Raw genomic sequence first — 17,004 nt, forward strand, 5'->3', positions numbered from 1 at the left:
GTTCATGATGGGCTCCTTTGTTCTTGTGTGTTTGCTTGGGGGTATCCGGCTCAGGCCGGGGTGGTGGAGATGAAGACGTTCTTGGTTTCGGTGAAGGCGGCCAGCGCGTCCGGTCCGAGCTCGCGTCCCAGGCCCGACTGCTTGAAGCCGCCGAACGGCGTGGAGTACCGCACCGAGGAATGCGAGTTGACGGACAGGTTTCCCGATTCAACGCCGCGGGCCACCCGCAGTGCCCGGTCCACCTTGGACGTCCAGATGGAGCCGGAGAGTCCGTACTCGGTGTTGTTGGCAATCTGGATGGCCTCTGCCTCGTCCTCGAAAGGAACGACGGCGAGCACCGGTCCGAAGATTTCCTCGCGGAAGGCGGGGGAGTCCAGGCCGGGAGTCAGGACGGTGGGTGGGAACCAGAAGCCCGGGCCTTCGGGGACCTTGCCTTGGAAGGCGACCGGGGCGCCGTCGGGCACAAAGGACGCAACCGTTTCGCGCTGTTGGGCCGAAATCAACGGACCCATGGCGGTGGCTTCGTCCGAAGGGTCGCCTACCGCGAGGCCGGTCACCGCGGGTTCGAGCAGCTCCATGAAGCGTTCGTACACGCTGCGCTGCACCAGCACGCGGGAACGGGAGCAGCAGTCCTGACCGGCGTTGTCGAAAGCACCGCCCGGGGTGGCCGCCGCGGCCAGTTCCAGGTCCGCGTCCTCGAAGATGATGTTGGAGCTCTTGCCGCCCAGTTCCAGGGTCACCCGCTTCACCTGCTCGGAGCAACCGGCCATGATCTGCTTGCCCACGCCTGTGGAACCGGTGAAGACCACTTTGCGCACCGCCGGGTGGGTGACGAAGCGTTGGCCCACCACGGAACCCTTGCCCGGGATGACCTGGAAGACGCCTTCCGGGATGCCGGCCTCCAGTGCGAGCTCGGCCAGGCGCATGGCAGTCAGGGGAGTGACCTCTGCAGGCTTGAGCACCACGGTGTTTCCGGCGGCCAGGGCCGGGGCGAATCCCCAGCCGGCGATCGGCATGGGGAAGTTCCATGGCACGATCACGCCCACCACGCCCAGCGGCTCCTGGAAGGTGATGTCCACGCCGCCGGCCACCGGGATCTGCTTGCCGAAGTTCCGTTCCGGGGCGGCCGAGTAGTACTGCAGCACGTCCCGCACGTTCCCGGCTTCCCAGCGGGCGTTGCCGATGGTGTGCCCGGCGTTGCGGACTTCCAGCTGCGCCAGGTTTTCCAGGTCCGCGTCCACTGCGGCGGCGAAGCGGCGGAGCAGGAGGGCGCGGTCGGCCGGCGCGACGTTCCGCCAGCTTTCAAAGGCTGCTGCCGCTCGGGCAATGGCGGCGTCCACCTCCGGCAGGCCGGCGAGCTGCACCGAGTCGATCACCTCTTCGGTGGCCGGGTTCAGGACGTCAAAGACTGTGGCGGTCATGGGGTGGACATCGCTTTCGTGGTGTCGGTGATGGTCAGGGTCTGGGTAACGGTCAGGGGACGGTCGCGGCGGTAGGCCGCTGCGGCTTCAACGAAGCCGTGGAAGAGGCGCAGGTCCTGCGGGTTCTGCTCCGGATGGAACTGCACGCCCAGAACCCAGCGCTCGTCCTTGCTTTCGAGCGCCTGGATGGTTCCGTCTTCGGAGCGGGCGGTGACCCGGAGTTCCGCGGGAACGGCGTCCACCGCCTGGTGGTGGTAGCAAGGAGCTGTCCCGGAGGAACCCAGCAGTCCTTCGATCAGGCTGCCCGCTTCGGTGCTGAACGCGGCTTCGCCGAACACTCCCGGTGCCGGCTGGTAGTTGGCGTCCGGGTTGATGTCCGGGATGTGCTGCACCAGCGAACCGCCCAGGGCAACGCTGAGCAGCTGGGCACCGCGGCAGATCGAGAAGAGCGGCAGGCCGCGTTCCAGGGCCGCGCGGGTCAGGGCGGCGTCGTGCGCGTCCCGCAGCGGCTGCGGTGCGGTGAGCGGATGCGGCTCTGCCCCGTAAAGGGAAGGGTCGACGTCGGGCCCTCCCACCACGATCAGGCCGTCCACCAGGTCCAGCACTGATTCATCGGTGCCCAGCGGAGGCAGGAGCAGCGGGGTGCCGCCCGCGGCGACCACCGCTTCCACGTAGGTGCCCGGAAGGATGGCGGCCGGCGCGTTCCAGACTCCCCAGGACGCTTCCTGGTAGTAACTGGTGAGCGCGATCTTCGGCCGGTAGGCGCTAGAGACGTTCGAAACCACGGACACGCTCCCAATCGGTGATGGCGCTTTCAAAAGCGGAGATTTCCACCCTGGCGGCGTGGACGTAGTGGTCCACCACTTCGTCGCCGAAGGCTTTGCGGGCCAGGCTGCTTTCGGCCAGCAGGGCGCGGGCTTCACGCAGCGTGGTGGGCAGGCGGTCGGAGTCGGAATCGTAGGCGTTGCCCTTGGTGATGGCGGGCAGGGAAAGGTCGTTTTCCAGGCCATGGATAACGGAGGCCACCAGTGCCGCCGCTGCCAGGTAGGGGTTGACGTCGCCGCCGCCCACGCGGTTTTCGGTGCGGAGGGCCGGGCCGTGGCCCACCACGCGGAGCGCGCAGCTGCGGTTGTCCAGGCCCCAGGCAATCGCCGTTGGCGCGAAGCTGCCTTCCACATAACGCTTGTAGGAGTTGATGTTCGGAGCCAGGAAGTAGCTCAGTTCGCGGAGCCCGGCCAGCTGGCCCGCGATGAAGCGGCCCATGACCGGGCTGAAGCCGTGCTCGCCGTCGCCGGCCAGCACCGGGTTGCCGTCCAGGTCCGTAAGGCTGATGTGGATGTGGCAGGAGTTGCCTTCACGCTCATTGAACTTGGACATGAACGTGATGCTCTTGCCGTGCTGGTCCGCGATTTCCTTGGCGCCGTTCTTGTAGAAGCTGTGCTTGTCGCAGGCGGCCAGGGCTTCGTCGTAGCGGAAGGTGATTTCCTGCTGTCCCAGGTTGCATTCGCCCTTCGAGGATTCCACCACCAGCCCGGCGGCCTCCATGTTGTTGCGGATGGAGCGGATCACCGGTTCCAGTCGGGAGGTGGCCAGCAGGGAGTAGTCCACGTTGTACTGCGTTGCCGGGGTGAGGCCGGTGTAGCCCTTGTCCCAGGCCTGTGAGTACGAATCGTCGAACATGATGAACTCGAGTTCCGTGCCGATGTGGGCGCGGTAGCCAAGCTTTTCGAGCCGCTCCAGCTGGGCCTTCAGCACTTGCCGGGGTGATGCCACCACCGGTGTACCATCCGTCCAGAGGACGTCGCACTGCACCATCGCCGTTCCTTCGAGCCACGGAACCCGGCGGAGCGTGGCCAGGTCCGGCTTCATCACCATGTCCCCGTAGCCGGTCTCCCAGGAGGACATGGCGTAGCCGTTCACCGTGTTCATTTCGACGTCGACGGCCAGCAGGTAGTTGCAGCCCTCCGCGCCGTGGTCCAGGACGTCCTCGAGGAAGGACCGGGCGCCGCAGCGCTTGCCCTGGAGGCGGCCGAGCGCGTCGGTGATGGCGACGACAACGGTGTCGATCTCGCCCGTCTCAACGAGTTCCCTGAGCGTTTCCAGCGTCAGCTGCTGGCTTCTGGTGTGAACAGTCATCATCTCTCCGAGAGTGTTTTCGAATGGATCAGGTTTGTGGATGCTCAGGCTTTGAGCTCTGCTTCGGCGCGTGCCAACTGGGCGAATTCTTCTTCCGGCGCTCCCGCGACGATCCGGTGCCGGCTGTAGAACCAGTAGTAGAGGAGGAACGCCGCGAAGATCACCGCGGTGATGGAGGCCGCGAAGACATCGACGACGAACGTTGCTACCACTGCCACGGCGGACAGCACCAGGGCGATCGAGGTGGTGACGACGCCGCCCGGCGTGCGGTAGCCGCGCTCCAGGAGCGGTTCCTTCCGGCGCAGGACAATGTGCGAGAGGTTGAGCAGAACGTAGGAGACGGTTGCGCCGAAGACCGCGATATTGATGAGCAACGCCCCGTCCTGGGTGATGGCCGCGAGCAGGAAGCCGATGGTTCCGGGTACGATCAGGGCCCAGTACGGGGTGCGGCGCTTCCCGGTGAGGGACATCCAGCGCGGCAGGTAGCCGGCGCGTGACAGTGCGAACAGCTGGCGGGAGTAGGCGTAGATGATCGAGAAGAAGCTGGCTACCAGGCCGGCGAGTCCGGCGTAGTTGATGAAGTCGGCCAGGAAAGTGTTGCCGCCGTAGGCGATCCGGAGGGCTTCCGGCAGCGGGTTGTCCGAGGTGCTCATGGCCTGGGACCCGGCGGCACCGGGAACCAGGACCAGCATCAGTGCCCCGAAGGCCACCAGGATGAGGACGGACACGATGATGCCGCGCGGCATGTCCTTCTTGGGGTTCGCCGTTTCTTCGGCGGCCAGCGGGACGCCCTCCACGGCAAGGAAGAACCAGATGCCGTACACCAGGGCGGCCAGGACGCCGCCCACACCCATCGGGAGGAACGCACTGGACCCGGCGGAGCCGTCCGGGACGATGTCGAACAGGCGGGCGGCGTCGAACTTGGGAGCGAGCCCGACGGCGGCCGCGAACAGGGCGGCAGTGGCCACTGCCGTAATGGCGAACATGAGCTTGAGCGCCTCGCCCACGCCGCGGAGGTGGATGCCGACGAAGACGATGTATGTGCCCAGGTACACGGGCCAGGAGTTGGTGAGGCCGAACAGGCCGAGGGCTTCGATGTATCCGCCGATGAAGGTGGCGATCGCGGCCGGAGCCACCGCGTATTCGATCAGGACTGCGACGCCGGTGGCGAAGCCGCCCAGCGGGCCGAGGGCGCGGCGCGCAAAGGCGTAGCCGGCGCCCGCGGTGGGAAGGGTGGATGAGAGTTCGGCCAGGCCGAAGACCATGCAGGTGTACATGACACCCATCAGGATGAAGGCGATCAGCAAACCGCCCCAGCCGCCTTGGGCCAGGCCGAGGTTCCAGCCGGCGAAGTCGCCGGAAATGACGTAGGCAACGCCCAGGCCGGCCAGGAGGACCCAGCCGGCGGCGCCGCGGTTGAGCCTGCGGTGCTGCAGGTACGCGTCGTCGGTGCGTGCTGTTTCTGTTGTTTCCATGTGTCTTCCTAAGGGGGAGGAATGCAGTGGGAAAGTTCTGAGGTGTTGCACGTTCTAAAGGACTGTTTTCAGTCCAAGGACTGCATCACAGTTTGGACGTGATCTGCGCCACGGTCAAGCGTTTCGGCGAAAAAGTGTGTGTTTCCAGCGGATTGGCGCGACGTAATGGTTCTGCCCGTGACCATTGGGTGAGGCGTGGATAATATGGGTGCAACATCAGCAGGCCCGGTTCCCGGCCTTAGTGAAGGGGAGGTTCCGCCGTGCAGGATTCTCCGTTCGGCCCTTCATATCCCGTGCTGCGTCCCGTCCGCGGCGGCAACGCCTTCGAAGAGACCATTGAGCACGTCCTGCAGACCATCAAGCTGGGAATTTTTGCTCCGGCGGAAAAGCTTCCGCCCGAACGCGAGTTGGCCGAGAAGCTCGGCGTGTCACGGGCAACACTGCGCGACGCCTTGGCGGAGTTGCAGGATGCGGGATACCTGGAGGTGCAGCGTGGACGTTACGGCGGTACCTATGTGTCCAACTCGGCGTTCCACCGGCCGTTGAAGAGCCAGCCCCTGGACCCTGCCGAGGTGGAGGATGTGCTGCTGTTCCGCGGAATCATCGAGCCGGCCGCTGCCGTGCTGTCAGCCAAGGCGGCGCTGACGGCAGCTGCCCGCCAGCACCTGCAGCAGTGCCTTTCGGAACTCATGAACGCGACGCCGGAGACATACCGGCCGCGGGACGCCAGGTTCCATATCGCGATCGCAGAGCTCTCCGGTTCAGCGAGCCTGGTGGGCGCCGTCGCCGAAACCCGGGCGCGGCTCAATGAGCTGCTGGACCGGATCCCGCGGCTCGGGCCGAACCTTGAACACGCCAACGAACAACATGCGGAAATCGCGGAGGCGATTCTCCGCGGAGATGCGGTGACGGCAGAACGCGTGACCGTGGAACACCTAGAAGGCACGGCCTCGCTGCTGCGCGGCTTCCTGGCTTAGCTTCCCTGCGCCGCCTGGCGCGGCGCGGGAGTGCCTACTTCCACCAGTTGTCGAAGATGGTCACCGGAACGGTGCGCTTGTGGCGGGTGCGGAGGTACTTGTCCTCGATCAGCGTCGCCACGCCCTCCGGAACCTCGCGGCCCTCAAGGTAATCGTCGATCTGGTCGTACGTCAGGCCGAGTTCTTCCTCGTCGGTCCGGCCGGGCTGGCCGTCCAGCAGGTCCGCCGTCGGGACCTTTTCCCAGATCCGGGCGGAGGCACCCAGCTCAGCCAGCAGCGCCCGGTTCTGGCGCTTGTTCAGGCCGAACAGCGGCAGGATGTCCGCGCCGCCGTCGCCGAATTTGGTGAAGAAGCCGGTGACGGATTCCGCTCCGTGGTCCGTGCCGATCACCAGGTAGTTGTGCTCGCCGGCCAGGGCGTACTGCGCCATCATGCGCACCCGGGCCTTGGTGTTGCCCTTGTGGAAGTCGGAGATGGCAGCGCCGGTAGTCTTCTCGAATTCGTCCTCCAGGCCGTCCACGGCCGCGGAGATGTTGAAGGTCCATTCGGTCTTGGCGCGGATGAAGTCCAGCGCGGCCTGGGCGTCCTCTTCATCGTGCTGGATGCCGTACGGAAGGCGGACGGCCACGAAGTTGGCTTCCACGCCCTCGCTTTCCAGTTCCTCCACGGCCAGCTGGGCAAGACGGCCGGCCAGGGACGAATCCAGGCCGCCGGAAATGCCCAGCACGAATCCCTTGGTGCCGGTGGCCAGGAGGTATTCCTTCAGGAACGTCACGCGCTTGCGCACCTCCCCGGCAGGGTCGATCCGGGGCTGCACGCCCATTTCCTCGATGATCTTCGCCTGGAGTTTGCGCATGGCACCAAGACTAGCCAGCCGTGTCCGCAGGGCTCAACTGTGGCGGCGGAACGGCGGGGCGCCGCGGCTAGTAGAGGAATACCGGCAGCCAGTCCCGGTTGTGTGCGTGCACCAGGGCCAGGAACAGGACCAGGTCGAAGAGCAGGTGCACGGACACAACATAGCTAAGCGACTTGGTCAGCTTGAAGGTGTAGCCCTGCAGCAGGGCGAAGGGGAACGTCAGCAGCGGACCCCACGCCTGGTAGCCGATCTCCCACAGGAAGGACGAGAAAATGACGGCCTGCAGGAGGTTGGCCAGCCAGTCCGGGAAGTGTCGGCGCAGCAGGGTGAAGGTGGTGCAGATGAAGAACAGCTCGTCCCAGATGCCCACACTGTTCACGCCGAGGAAGAGCCGCCAGAAGATGGTCGGATCGGAAGCGTCCGGCCAGTTCTGGTAGACGCCCGTACGGATCAGGTAGGCCGGGAGGATGAAGTAGCCCAGCGCCACCACGCCCAGCAGGTACAGCTTGGCGGCCAGCGGCCAGGGCCTGCCGGTGTTCACGGGAAACCGGATGATGTTTTCCCGGTACACAAACCTCGACACGAGCCACGGCAGCAGCACCGCCAGCGCCAGCGCGCCGCCCATGAGCGCCATGTGCCCCAGGCTCAGGTCCGCGTTCAACGGCACCAGGCTGATGATGAGCAGTCCGGCGGCGACCAGGGCCAGGTGCTTCATCAGCTGCCGGTCGATGAACGCCGCGCTGACCACGCCAGCGGCGAGGAGGCCGAGGCCCAGGGTTTCGTTCCCGGCGGCGAACAGCGGGACCGCGGAGACGGACAGGAGCGACGCCGGAAGCAGCTTCCAGCTGAGCGCGGTCCGGGTGGTTTCCGTGGGAGTCATGGGCACCTTCCAAGCATGTCAGGCTGCGCCGGCTTCATGCGGCGCCCGTTTAGAATTGGAGCCATGACTTCTGCTGCTGACACCTCTTCTGCCCGCGCCCGCCTGCTTGAACTGATCAAAGAGCTCGCGGTGGTCCGCGGCAAGGTGATCCTCTCCAGCGGAAAGGAAGCCGACTACTACGTCGACCTCCGCCGTATCACCCTCCACCACGAGGCCTCCAAGCTGGTGGGCCAGGTCATGCTTTCCCTGATCGACGACGCCGGCGTGGACGTCGAGTGTGCCGGCGGCCTCACCATGGGAGCCGATCCCGTCGGTACCGCCGTGATGCACGCAGCCGCCGACGCCGGCCGCGCCGTTGACGCCTTCGTGGTCCGCAAGGCGCAGAAGTCCTACGGCATGGGCCGCCAGGTGGAAGGCCCCTCGGTGGAAGGCCGCAACGTGGTGGTCCTGGAAGACACCTCCACTACCGGCGGCTCCGCACTGGCCGCCGTCGAAGGCGTCCGCAACGCCGGTGGCAAGGTGGTTGCCGTCGCGGTGATCGTGGACCGCAACACCGGCGCCAAGGAAAAGATCGAAGCCGAAACCGGCGTGCCGTACCTGTTCGCCTTCGGCAAGGACGAGCTCGGCCTCGACTAACAGTTTTGAAGCAAGCGTGCCCGGCCCCCGCAGAAGGGGGCCGGGCACGCTTCGTTTTGAGGCAGGGTTCAGAAGAGGCAGGGTTCAGGAACCGCTGTAGGGGACCCGTTCCCAGCCCAGCACATCGCTGCCTGTGGCTGAGTTGGGTGCCACGGTAACGCGCAGCCACTCATTGCTGGTAGCCGCACCTTCCACCGTCACACGGTGCAGGTTCTCCACCACGCCCTCGTTGTAGACCTCCAACCACGGGGAGCCTTCGGCGAGGGGAGCGTCGTCATTGAAGACGTGGCTGTCGCCGTTGAACAGGTACACCGGACCGCCGAAGGTACGGGCTCCCTCGGCAAGGGCTTCGACGATCGGACGGAAGCCGCTCACCAGCTCCGGGTTCTCTTCGACGCCGTTTGCGAGCATGTAGGGGTCGAACATGTCCGCCTGGGTCATCACGACGACGGCCCTCGCCTTGGTCCTGGCGGCGTCGGCAAAGGTGCGCTCCAACTGGGCGACGTCAGCCGCCGTACGTGACTGCACCTCCGCGAGCTGCGCCTGGTTGGGTTCCGTCTGGCCCAGTCCGGACCACGGCAGCAACGAATTGTTGGACCCCTGCACGTTCACCACGGAGAAGGCGATCCGCTGCTCGGCGAAGGTGACGTTTTCGGGAAGACCCTGCTCGGCCGCGGACTTCACCGGCATGTTCCCGCCGAGGGTCTTGCCCGGTTCGGCGAAGAACAGCTTGCGGAGGGCGTCCAGCCGTTCGAGGGGATCGTAGCTGCCGTTGTTGACCCGGTGGCAGTCCACCCATTCGTTGTCGCCCGGGGTATAGACGAGCGGCGCTTCGAAGCGGTCGAACTGCGTCTTGATGGCGGCGAAGTATTCGTCCGTGCATTGCGCCGATCCGGCCTTGATGTCGCCGAGATGGGCAACGAAGTCCAGCTCGTCCTGGCCGTTCAGTTCGGTGACCATGGCCGGGAAGCGGTCGAACTGCGCCGAACCGTAGGGAACGTCGCCGATCACGGCAAAGGAGAAGGACCCCGGCTGCGGCTCTGCCGGCACCTCGGCGGGACCGGCCGCCTGGGCCGGAACAGCGGTGGAAGCAAGAAGGGCGAGGGCTGCGGCGGCCCCGAGGATCCGGGAATGGGTGCGCGTGGGCATGATTGTCTCCATCAATTCGTCAGATGCGGTGTCCGCAAATCTAGGGCGACGAGGCAACCATGAGGGGACGCGCGGATGTCGCAGAATTGAACACCTTCAAGGAGCATCCGTAACGCCAGGCAATGCTCCCGCCACCGCCCCTGCATGACCCCGCGGCTTGTGCCTAAGCTGGCTGAGTGGACCAGCAGGCAGCGCAGATCCTCCGCCAGGCCGCCCAGCTCAAGGACATTTCCCGGCGCAGCTTCCTCATCGGCGCGGGTGCCTCGGGCCTGCTCGCAACGGACATGTTCATCACCCGCCGGATCCAGGCGGAACGCCGCATCACCAAAATCCTCACCGTTGACGACGACGTCGCCGAAGCGTACGTCCCGGACGCCTCCTGGATCCTGTTCCCCGGCTACAAGACCAGCTGGGAGGAGGCGCAATGGATCCTCAACTCGCTGCGCGGTGCGCTGCGGCAGCGCGGCCGCCTCGCCGCCGTCGGGTACTCAAACCTCGGTTTGGAAGTCGATGAGGTGACGGACGCCGTCGTGCGTTATGTCCGCGAACAGAAGCTCAGCAAGCTCTACTTCTACGGCCACAGCTTCGGCGGGATGCTCGCCACTGAGGTGGCCACGCGGCTGCGGGAGTGGCACGGCATCAAGGTGGAGCTGATCCTGCTGGACTCCTCCCCGTACAGCAAGTACGACGTCCTGGACCAGAGCTGGTTCGACGGCGTGGTGTTCCTGTACGAGAGCGGTTTCCGGGTGCCGTCGGTGCTGCGCGGCGGGTACGAACTGGGCGAGCGGGTAGTGCATAAGAACGAACGCAGCTGGCGGCAGATCTGGGACCAGACCCTGGAGCAGCTCACGCCGATCGCGCCGTCCAGCGTGCTCATCCAAAGTGAGTCGGCGTACATCTACCACTACGACGCCACGCGTTTCGCGGACCGGCTCGGCGAAACGAAGATGGCGTTCATCGGCAATCCGAGGGACGGCACCGTGAACTACGAGACCGCGCGGGCCGGCTGGGCGCGGACCTTCCGGAAGAACATGCTGTCCACGGATCGCCGTACCGACGGCGCCCTGCCGCCGCATGCCAGCCCGCAATGGAACCCGTTCGTGTACCGGCCCATTGTCGAGGAACTGCAGAACGAGCTGGTCCCGCTGCCCGGTGCGGCGGGCCGGGTGACGGCGTTCTGAATCACCGTTACAGGACTGCACGACGGCGGCCGCCCGCCAATGCGCGGAGGGTCCGGTGCCGTATGGCGCCGGACCCTCCGCGTGGGTCAAGCGCTACTTGACCCCGTTGATCTCCGGCTTCATGGCGCCGTAGGCGATGCCCCACTGGTCCAGGACCTTCTTGTACTCGCCGTTGTCGTACAGCTTCTGCATGCCGTCCTTGATGGCGTTAAGAAGCTGGGTGTTGCCCTTCTTCACCAGGATGCCGTTGGGCTTGGAGGGCAGCGGATCCAGCACGGTGGCGTACTTGCCGGGCTCGGTCTTGGCGAAGTAGGCCAGGTTCTCGGCGCCCTGGGCGGCCAGGTCGGCGCGGCCCTGGTCCAGCTGCAGGCGGGCAGCCGGGCCGGAGTCGGCTGCCAGGATCTCGATGGCGGGCTTGCCCTTGTCCGTGCAGAGCGTGGTGTTGAGGGTCTTGATGGTGTTGAAGAATTCGGTCTTGCCGCTCACTGCCACCTTCTTGCCGCAGGCGTCGTCCTGCTTGGTGAACTCGCCGGCGCGGGCGCCGGTGGTGTACAGGCGGCCCTGCGAGCGGAAGTAGTCCACGAAGTCGCCGGACTTCTGGCGCTCCACGGTGTCCGTCATGCCGGACATGACCATGTCCACACGACCGGTCTGGACCGAGTTGATCAGCTGGTCGAAGGGGGCTTCGACGATTTCGATCTGCACGCCCAGGACCTCGCCCAGTTTCTTCTGCAGGTCCACGTCCGCGCCAACGTACTTTTCGTCCTTGTCCTTGAACTCCATGGGCGGGAAGTTGGCGGACAGGCCCACGCGGAGCTTGCCGGAGGACTTGATGTCGGCGGGCAGGCCTTCGGTGGAGGCTCCGGAGGAGGTGCCGGCGTTTCCGCTGACGCAGCCGGTGAGGGCCAGTGCGGCGACGGCGGCCACGGAGGCCAGGCGGGCGGTGTTCTTGAGGTTCATCATGGGTACTCCTGGGGTTGGGGATTAGAAAACGCGGGAAAGGAACGCGGCGGTGCGTTCGTGTTGGGGGTTGTCCAGCACTTCCGAGGGGGTGCCGATTTCCACGATTTGGCCGTTGTGCATGAAGGCCACGCGGTCCGCCACTTCCTTGGCGAAGCCGATTTCGTGGGTGACAACGATCATGGTGAGGCCGGAACGGGCAAGGTCCTTCATGACGTCCAGCACCTCGCCCACCAGCTCCGGGTCCAGGGCCGAGGTCGGCTCGTCGAAAAGCATGAGCTCCGGCTTCATGGCCAGGGCCCGGGCAATGGCGACGCGCTGCTGCTGGCCGCCCGAAAGCTGGCGCGGGTAGGCGTTCTCCCGGCCGGCCAAGCCCACGCGGGCCAGGAGTTCGGAGGCGAGCTGCCTCGCTTCGGCGGGCTTCTGCTTCTTGACCTGCACCGGGCCTTCGATGATGTTCTCGAGGGCGGTCATGTGCGGGAACAGGTTGAAGCGCTGGAAGACCATGCCGATGTTGCGGCGCTGCCGGGACGCTTCCTTGTCCGAGAGTTCGTGGAGGTTGTTGCCGTCCTGCCGGTAGCCCACCACCTCGTCGCCGATCCAGATGCGGCCCTGGCTGAGGGTTTCCAGGTGGTTGATGCAGCGCAGGAAGGTGCTTTTGCCGGAGCCGGAAGCCCCCAGGAGGCAGACCACCTCGCCGGCAGCCACCTCGAGGTCCACGCCCTTGAGGACATCGTTGGCACCGAAGCTCTTGTGGACGTTCTCTGCACGCACAAGTACGTTGCTCATCGCATGGCCTTTCGATTGGTGCCGAAGAAGGCCTTCAGCCGCTGGACCGGGGTAGGGGGAAGCTGCTTGGCGGAAGAGCCCTTCGCGAAGCTGCGCTCCAGGTAGTACTGGCCGATGCTCAGGACGGACACCGCGCCCAGGTACCAGACGGCACACACGATCAGCAGCTCCATGATCCGGTTGTTGACGAAGTAGATGTGCTGGGCTTCGGCCAGGATTTCCGTCACGCCGATCGCCGAGGCGAGCGAGGTGGTCTTGAGCATGCCGATCACTTCGTTGCCCACCGGCGGGATGATGACCCGCATGGCCTGCGGCAGGATGATCCGGCGCATGGTCTGCAGCTTGGTCATGCCGATGGCCTGCGCGGCTTCGGCTTGGCCTTCGTCCACGGACAGGATGCCGCTTCGGACCACCTCGGAGGTGTACGCGCCTTGGTTCAGGCCCAGGCCGATCGACGCCGCCACGAACGGGGTGAGCATGTCGATCATGCGGCCCTGGAACACCCCGGGGATGCCCACCACGGGGAAGATCAGCGCCAGGTTGAACCACATGAGCAACTGGAGATACACCGGCGTTCCGCGGAACACCCAGACGTACATCCACGCGACGCCGGACACCACGGGGTTCTTGGACAAGCGCATGACGGCGGTGACCACGCCAAGGACCAGGCCGATCACCATGGCCACCACCGTGAGCACGATCGCCAGGCCGATGCCCGCGATAAGCGCCGGTGCGCTCAGGTACTCCTGCACGGTGGGCCAGTCGATCTGTGCCTGCGCGAAGGACACCGCGAGCCACACCAGCAGGAGCACGACGGCGGCGGCAGCGGCCCAGCGGCCCAGATGCTTCCGGGGGACGATCCTGAGTTCCGGCGCCGGAGCGCTGCTCCGGACGTTTTGCTCGGTCTGGCTATTCATGGGTGTCCTGATCGTGGTCGGAGTGGGAGGGGAGGACGCGCAGGCCTTGATAGTCGTTGGTCCAGCCGGACACCTGGTCAAGGCGGGCACGCAGCCGGGTGAGCTGTTCGGCCACACGGGCGGGCGCGGTTCCGCCGAAACCGGAGTGCGCCTCAAGGGCCGCTTCGACCGTCAGCACGGCCTTGACTCCGGGGGTGAGGCGGGGATCAACCGAGGCGAGCTGCTCGTCGCTCAGGTCACCGTAGTCCAGCCCGTTCTCTTCGCAGAATCTGACCAGGGCGCCGGAGATATGGTGGGCTTCGCTGAACGGAATGTCCTGGCGGGCCAACCAGTCGGCCACTTCGGTGGCGAGCGTGAAGCCGGCTGTCGCCTGGCGGGTGACTTCCTCGACGTTCACTTCGAAAGTGCGGACCAGGCCGCTCAGGGCCGGCAGCGCCACCTCGAGGGTTTCGACGGCGTCGAGAACGGCGTTTTTGTCCTCGGCGAGGTCGCGGTTGTAGGCGAGCGGCAGGGACTTGACCGCGGCCATCAGGCCCATCAGGTCGCCCAGCACGCGGCCGGCCTTGCCGCGGGCGAGTTCGGCGATGTCCGGGTTCTTTTTCTGGGGCATGATCGAGCTGCCGGTGCAGTAGGCATCGTCCATGCGGATCCAGCGGAACTGCTGGGAGGCCCAGGAGATGATCTCCTCGCACAGGCGCGAGATGTCGATCAGCGTCAGTGAGCAGACGAACAGGAATTCAATCGCGGCGTCGCGGCTCCCGACGGCGTCAATGGAGTTTTCGGCGCTGCTCTCGTAGCCCTGTTCCAGCGCAGCCGTTTCCGGCGTCAGCGCGAAGGTGGACCCCGCCAGTGCCGCTGCCCCGAGCGGCGAGACGGCGGCGCGGCGGTCCCAGTCCTGGAAACGATGGAGGTCGCGCAGAAGCGGCTGGGCGTGTGCCAGGAGCTGGTGCCCGAACACCACCGGCTGTGCGGATTGCAGGTGGGTGAATCCGGGAACCGGGGTGTGGAGGTGCTTTTCGGCCTGCCCGGCCAGGGCCTCGGCCAGTTCGACGATCAAGGCGCTGACGCCGCGGACCTTGTCCCGCATGTAGAGGCGCAGATCGTTGGCTGCCTGGTCATTGCGGGAACGTCCGGCCCGGATTTTGCCGCCCGTTGGGCCCATGCGTTCGATCAGCAGGCGCTCAAGGAAGGTGTGGACGTCTTCGTCGGCTTCCTGGGGCCGGGCGGTGCCCGCGGCGACGTCGCGCGCCACGTCATCGATGCTGGAGATGAACAGGCTGAGTTCGGAATCGCTGATGAGTCCGGCACGGTTGAGTTCGCGGACGTGGGCGCGGGAGCCGTGCAGGTCATACGGCGCCATGGCGAAGTACCGCGGATCGGAACGGGAGAAACGGGCGAGCTCCGGGCTGGACGAGCCGGCAAAGCGGCCGCCCCAGAGCTTGGTGTTGTCGGTCATCGGGGGAGGGCTCCTAGAGGGGGCTGCGTATGACATGAGTCACTGGGAATAAACAGAAGTATTTCTTTGGTAAACCGGCAAAGTCAATGGGCTGTGGAATTAATTGGAGGCCGGCGAGAATTTTCGAGTCATCGCTCCCGGTTTCGCCTGGACTTCCGCGGAATCTCGCGAAAGTCGACCTTTGGATACCGGTATCCGGGTCCGTAACAAATTGCCCGGATACCGGTGTCTTAGGCGAGATTAGCAATGCCAGACACCGGTATCCAATGCCGGTCCAGCATCCGGAAGCCGGCTGTCAGGGGGCACGGCGAAGCCCCGGCCGGCGCCTGCCAGGCGGGGTGGAGAAAGGGCCTGCTATGCCGTTGCAGACAGGGCGGGAGCCGCCACGGAGTCCCGGCGCATGAAGGTCGATTCCAGGACGTGGGAAGTCCCGGCAGGTCCCTCACCGTTGGTGCGGGCAAGCAGGATTTCTGCGGCGCGTTCGCCGATCCGGTATGCGGGCAGCGCGACGGCGGTTACCGCAGGGGCGCTCACGGTCATCCATTCGGCATCGTCCAGGCTTACGAAGGACATGTCCTCCGGGATCCGGAGCCCGGCTTCCCGCAGTGCCTGGAAGGACGGCAGGGCCAAGCGGTTGTAGGACACGATCAAGGCGGTGGGCCGGTCCGGGCGCCCAAGCATGCGCCGGAGCACGTCACGCGCGGCCTCGGGATTCATGGCTCCGGGAAGGAACTCGTAACGGATCCCCGCGTCCCGGGCGGTGTCCCGGATGGCACGGACCTTGTCCGCAATCGTGGAGATCGGCAACGGATCGCCGGCCTCCAGTTGCTCCGGCGACTTGGTGGTGCCCGCGATGAACGCCACGCTCTTGTGGCCTTCCTCGATGAGGTGCCGCATCACGGCGCAGGTATCGGCATAGTTGTCCGTGCCCACCCAGTCTGCAGGGACGTTGTCCGGCCTGCGGTCCAGGAGCACCAGCGGGCGGCCCATCTTCACCACGTCCAGGAGGTGGGAGGTGTCCACCCGGGAGGAGGCCGCGATGATCAGCCCGTCCACCCGCTTGTCCAGGAAAACGTCCACGGCGTCACGCTCGGCCGCAACGGCCTCCCCGGTGTTCGCCAGGATCACGTCATAGCCGCCCCGCTTGGCTGCCGCCGTGATTCCCTGGACGGCCTGGGCGAAGTAGGGGTTTTCGATGTCGCTGACCACCACGCCAATGGTGTTCGAGCGGCCCGAACTGACGCTGCGGGCCAAGGCGTTGCCACGGTAGCCGAGGGTTTCCGCCGCAGCCGCAACCATCGCCGCGAGCTCCGCGTTCACGGAACCATAACCGCCCAGGACGCGGGCCGCCGTCGAACGCGAAACCCCGGCGAGCCGGGCCACATCAAGCAGGGTGGCCGCACGGCGGCTGGAGGGGACCATAAGGGAAATCTACAACAAAGCGGCCGCGCGGATGACCGTGTGTGACACCGGTATCCGATGGGTGGTTTTACGCGGCGGTGGAGCGCAGTGCCGCAAGCTCCGCGGCACTCAATCCGGCTTCCCGCAAATAGTCCGCGGCGCTGCCGAATTCCTGCTCGAAAGCGGCCAGGAAATGCCGGATGGCGGCCTCGGGCGACTGCAGCAGCAACTGCGCCGGGTTGAAGGCTTCCGCCGGGAGGGCGGGCACCGCCCGGCCCCAGGTCTCGGCCATGACCGCGAGCAATTGCGGCAGGGCCGAGGTGGTGGCGATGTAGTCAGCTACCACCGCTTCAGGGTCGGTGCCGGCTGCCAGCAGTGCCAACGCCGCGACGACTCCGGTGCGGTCCTTGCCAAGCGAACAATGCACAAACACCGGGCCGTCCACCGCCGGCCGCAGCGATGCCGCCACCCAGGCGGGCCCCTGCCGGACCCAGCTCAGATAGAGCTCGCCGAGCTCCTCGGCGGTGCCCACCGGCGGCAGCCCGGCAGGTGCGGGGTCGAACGGGTTCTCCAGGAGCTCGACGCCGTTGCCCGCCGCGAGCTGCCATGGCAGCAGCTCGCGTTCCCGGCTGCTGCGCAGGTCCACGACGGTGCGGATGCCGTACCGTGACAGGAAATCCGTGGTGCCGGCAGCGTCCAGGCCGAAAGGCTGGCTCCCACGGAGGAGCCTTCCTCCCAGCAATGGCCGCAGGTTGAGCACCGCCATGGCC

16 protein-coding genes are annotated in these 17,004 nt (G+C 66.1%); 3 read left to right on the forward strand and 13 right to left on the reverse strand.

Going from position 1 to position 17,004, the window contains the following annotated elements; all coding sequences use genetic code 11:
* Positions 1–50: 50 nt before the first annotated feature.
* The 4 genes from BIU82_RS07880 to eat are packed head-to-tail and all read right to left on the reverse strand — an operon-like array spanning position 51 to position 5,032.
* On the reverse strand, positions 51–1,421 hold the full coding sequence (locus tag BIU82_RS07880) for an aldehyde dehydrogenase family protein (RefSeq protein WP_070348912.1): 1,371 nt from the start codon (positions 1,419–1,421) through the stop codon (positions 51–53).
* On the reverse strand, positions 1,418–2,206 hold the full coding sequence (locus BIU82_RS07885; protein WP_070349156.1) for a gamma-glutamyl-gamma-aminobutyrate hydrolase family protein: 789 nt from the start codon (positions 2,204–2,206) through the stop codon (positions 1,418–1,420). Before BIU82_RS07885 ends, BIU82_RS07880 begins: the two co-directional genes overlap by 4 nt.
* Complete coding sequence (locus BIU82_RS20135; RefSeq protein WP_070348913.1) at positions 2,187–3,557, reverse strand: glutamine synthetase family protein; 1,371 nt, start codon at positions 3,555–3,557, stop codon at positions 2,187–2,189. Before BIU82_RS20135 ends, BIU82_RS07885 begins: the two co-directional genes overlap by 20 nt.
* A 44-nt stretch (positions 3,558–3,601) precedes the next feature.
* Positions 3,602–5,032, reverse strand: a complete 1,431-nt coding sequence (gene eat, locus BIU82_RS07895) for an ethanolamine permease (RefSeq protein WP_070348914.1) — start codon at positions 5,030–5,032, stop codon at positions 3,602–3,604.
* 260 nt (positions 5,033–5,292) lie between these two features.
* On the opposite strand from eat, the gene BIU82_RS07900 reads away from it, so the two are divergent.
* Positions 5,293–6,009 (forward strand): GntR family transcriptional regulator, encoded by a 717-nt coding sequence (locus BIU82_RS07900; protein WP_070348915.1) that lies wholly within the window; start codon positions 5,293–5,295, stop codon positions 6,007–6,009.
* Positions 6,010–6,043: 34 nt separating this feature from the next.
* On the opposite strand, the gene nadE is transcribed toward BIU82_RS07900, so the two are convergent.
* Positions 6,044–6,865, reverse strand: coding sequence for an ammonia-dependent NAD(+) synthetase (gene nadE / locus BIU82_RS07905; RefSeq protein WP_070348916.1), 822 nt, complete (start codon positions 6,863–6,865; stop codon positions 6,044–6,046).
* A 67-nt stretch (positions 6,866–6,932) separates the two neighbouring features.
* On the reverse strand, positions 6,933–7,745 hold the full coding sequence (locus tag BIU82_RS07910) for a CPBP family intramembrane glutamic endopeptidase (RefSeq protein WP_070348917.1): 813 nt from the start codon (positions 7,743–7,745) through the stop codon (positions 6,933–6,935).
* Positions 7,746–7,808: 63 nt separating this feature from the next.
* Here BIU82_RS07910 and pyrE point away from each other — a divergent pair, with 63 nt between their 5' ends.
* A complete protein-coding gene (gene pyrE, locus BIU82_RS07915) occupies positions 7,809–8,381 on the forward strand; it encodes an orotate phosphoribosyltransferase (protein ID WP_070348918.1) in 573 nt (190 codons plus the stop codon).
* Positions 8,382–8,465: 84 nt separating this feature from the next.
* On the opposite strand, the gene BIU82_RS07920 is transcribed toward pyrE, so the two are convergent.
* Complete coding sequence (locus BIU82_RS07920) at positions 8,466–9,530, reverse strand: metallophosphoesterase family protein (RefSeq protein WP_070348919.1); 1,065 nt, start codon at positions 9,528–9,530, stop codon at positions 8,466–8,468.
* Between the two features lie 176 nt (positions 9,531–9,706).
* Between BIU82_RS07920 and BIU82_RS07925 the strand changes: the two genes are divergently transcribed.
* Complete coding sequence (locus BIU82_RS07925; RefSeq protein WP_070348920.1) at positions 9,707–10,711, forward strand: thioesterase domain-containing protein; 1,005 nt, start codon at positions 9,707–9,709, stop codon at positions 10,709–10,711.
* Positions 10,712–10,804: 93 nt separating this feature from the next.
* Here BIU82_RS07925 and BIU82_RS07930 read toward each other — a convergent pair whose 3' ends face one another.
* The 6 genes from BIU82_RS07930 to BIU82_RS07955 form a co-directional block, all read right to left on the reverse strand.
* A complete protein-coding gene (locus BIU82_RS07930; protein ID WP_083292247.1) occupies positions 10,805–11,674 on the reverse strand; it encodes an ABC transporter substrate-binding protein in 870 nt (289 codons plus the stop codon).
* Positions 11,675–11,695: 21 nt separating this feature from the next.
* Positions 11,696–12,460: an amino acid ABC transporter ATP-binding protein gene (locus BIU82_RS07935; RefSeq protein ID WP_070348921.1), complete on the reverse strand. Its 765-nt coding sequence runs from the start codon at positions 12,458–12,460 to the stop codon at positions 11,696–11,698.
* Entirely contained in the window at positions 12,457–13,377 is a 921-nt protein-coding gene (locus BIU82_RS07940) for an amino acid ABC transporter permease (RefSeq protein ID WP_070348922.1), read from the reverse strand. The genes BIU82_RS07935 and BIU82_RS07940 overlap by 4 nt, the downstream gene beginning before the upstream one ends.
* Complete coding sequence (argH, locus tag BIU82_RS07945; RefSeq protein WP_070348923.1) at positions 13,370–14,833, reverse strand: argininosuccinate lyase; 1,464 nt, start codon at positions 14,831–14,833, stop codon at positions 13,370–13,372. Before argH ends, BIU82_RS07940 begins: the two co-directional genes overlap by 8 nt.
* Positions 14,834–15,187: 354 nt before the next feature.
* Positions 15,188–16,255: a LacI family DNA-binding transcriptional regulator gene (locus BIU82_RS07950; RefSeq protein WP_070348924.1), complete on the reverse strand. Its 1,068-nt coding sequence runs from the start codon at positions 16,253–16,255 to the stop codon at positions 15,188–15,190.
* A 67-nt stretch (positions 16,256–16,322) separates the two neighbouring features.
* A complete protein-coding gene (locus tag BIU82_RS07955) occupies positions 16,323–17,000 on the reverse strand; it encodes a tyrosine-protein phosphatase (protein WP_070348925.1) in 678 nt (225 codons plus the stop codon).
* Between the last annotated feature and the right edge of the window lie 4 nt (positions 17,001–17,004).

The organism is Arthrobacter sp. SW1, from assembly GCF_001766675.1.
Classification (GTDB): Bacteria; Actinomycetota; Actinomycetes; order Actinomycetales; family Micrococcaceae; genus Arthrobacter.

What these genes read in the sequence shown, in the direction of transcription:
- BIU82_RS07955 (WP_070348925.1), bottom strand. Translation starts at nt 17,000, where the DNA reads ATGGCGGTGCTCAACCTGCGGCCATTGCTGGGAGGAAGGCTCCTCCGT.
- BIU82_RS07950 (WP_070348924.1), bottom strand. Translation starts at nt 16,255, where the DNA reads ATGGTCCCCTCCAGCCGCCGTGCGGCCACCCTGCTTGATGTGGCCCGG.
- BIU82_RS07920 (WP_070348919.1), bottom strand. Translation starts at nt 9,530, where the DNA reads ATGCCCACGCGCACCCATTCCCGGATCCTCGGGGCCGCCGCAGCCCTC.
- argH (WP_070348923.1), bottom strand. Translation starts at nt 14,833, where the DNA reads ATGACCGACAACACCAAGCTCTGGGGCGGCCGCTTTGCCGGCTCGTCC.
- BIU82_RS07880 (WP_070348912.1), bottom strand. Translation starts at nt 1,421, where the DNA reads ATGACCGCCACAGTCTTTGACGTCCTGAACCCGGCCACCGAAGAGGTG.
- nadE (WP_070348916.1), bottom strand. Translation starts at nt 6,865, where the DNA reads ATGCGCAAACTCCAGGCGAAGATCATCGAGGAAATGGGCGTGCAGCCC.
- BIU82_RS07910 (WP_070348917.1), bottom strand. Translation starts at nt 7,745, where the DNA reads ATGACTCCCACGGAAACCACCCGGACCGCGCTCAGCTGGAAGCTGCTT.
- eat (WP_070348914.1), bottom strand. Translation starts at nt 5,032, where the DNA reads ATGGAAACAACAGAAACAGCACGCACCGACGACGCGTACCTGCAGCAC.
- BIU82_RS20135 (WP_070348913.1), bottom strand. Translation starts at nt 3,557, where the DNA reads ATGACTGTTCACACCAGAAGCCAGCAGCTGACGCTGGAAACGCTCAGG.
- pyrE (WP_070348918.1), top strand. Translation starts at nt 7,809, where the DNA reads ATGACTTCTGCTGCTGACACCTCTTCTGCCCGCGCCCGCCTGCTTGAA.
- BIU82_RS07935 (WP_070348921.1), bottom strand. Translation starts at nt 12,460, where the DNA reads ATGAGCAACGTACTTGTGCGTGCAGAGAACGTCCACAAGAGCTTCGGT.
- BIU82_RS07940 (WP_070348922.1), bottom strand. Translation starts at nt 13,377, where the DNA reads ATGAATAGCCAGACCGAGCAAAACGTCCGGAGCAGCGCTCCGGCGCCG.
- BIU82_RS07930 (WP_083292247.1), bottom strand. Translation starts at nt 11,674, where the DNA reads ATGATGAACCTCAAGAACACCGCCCGCCTGGCCTCCGTGGCCGCCGTC.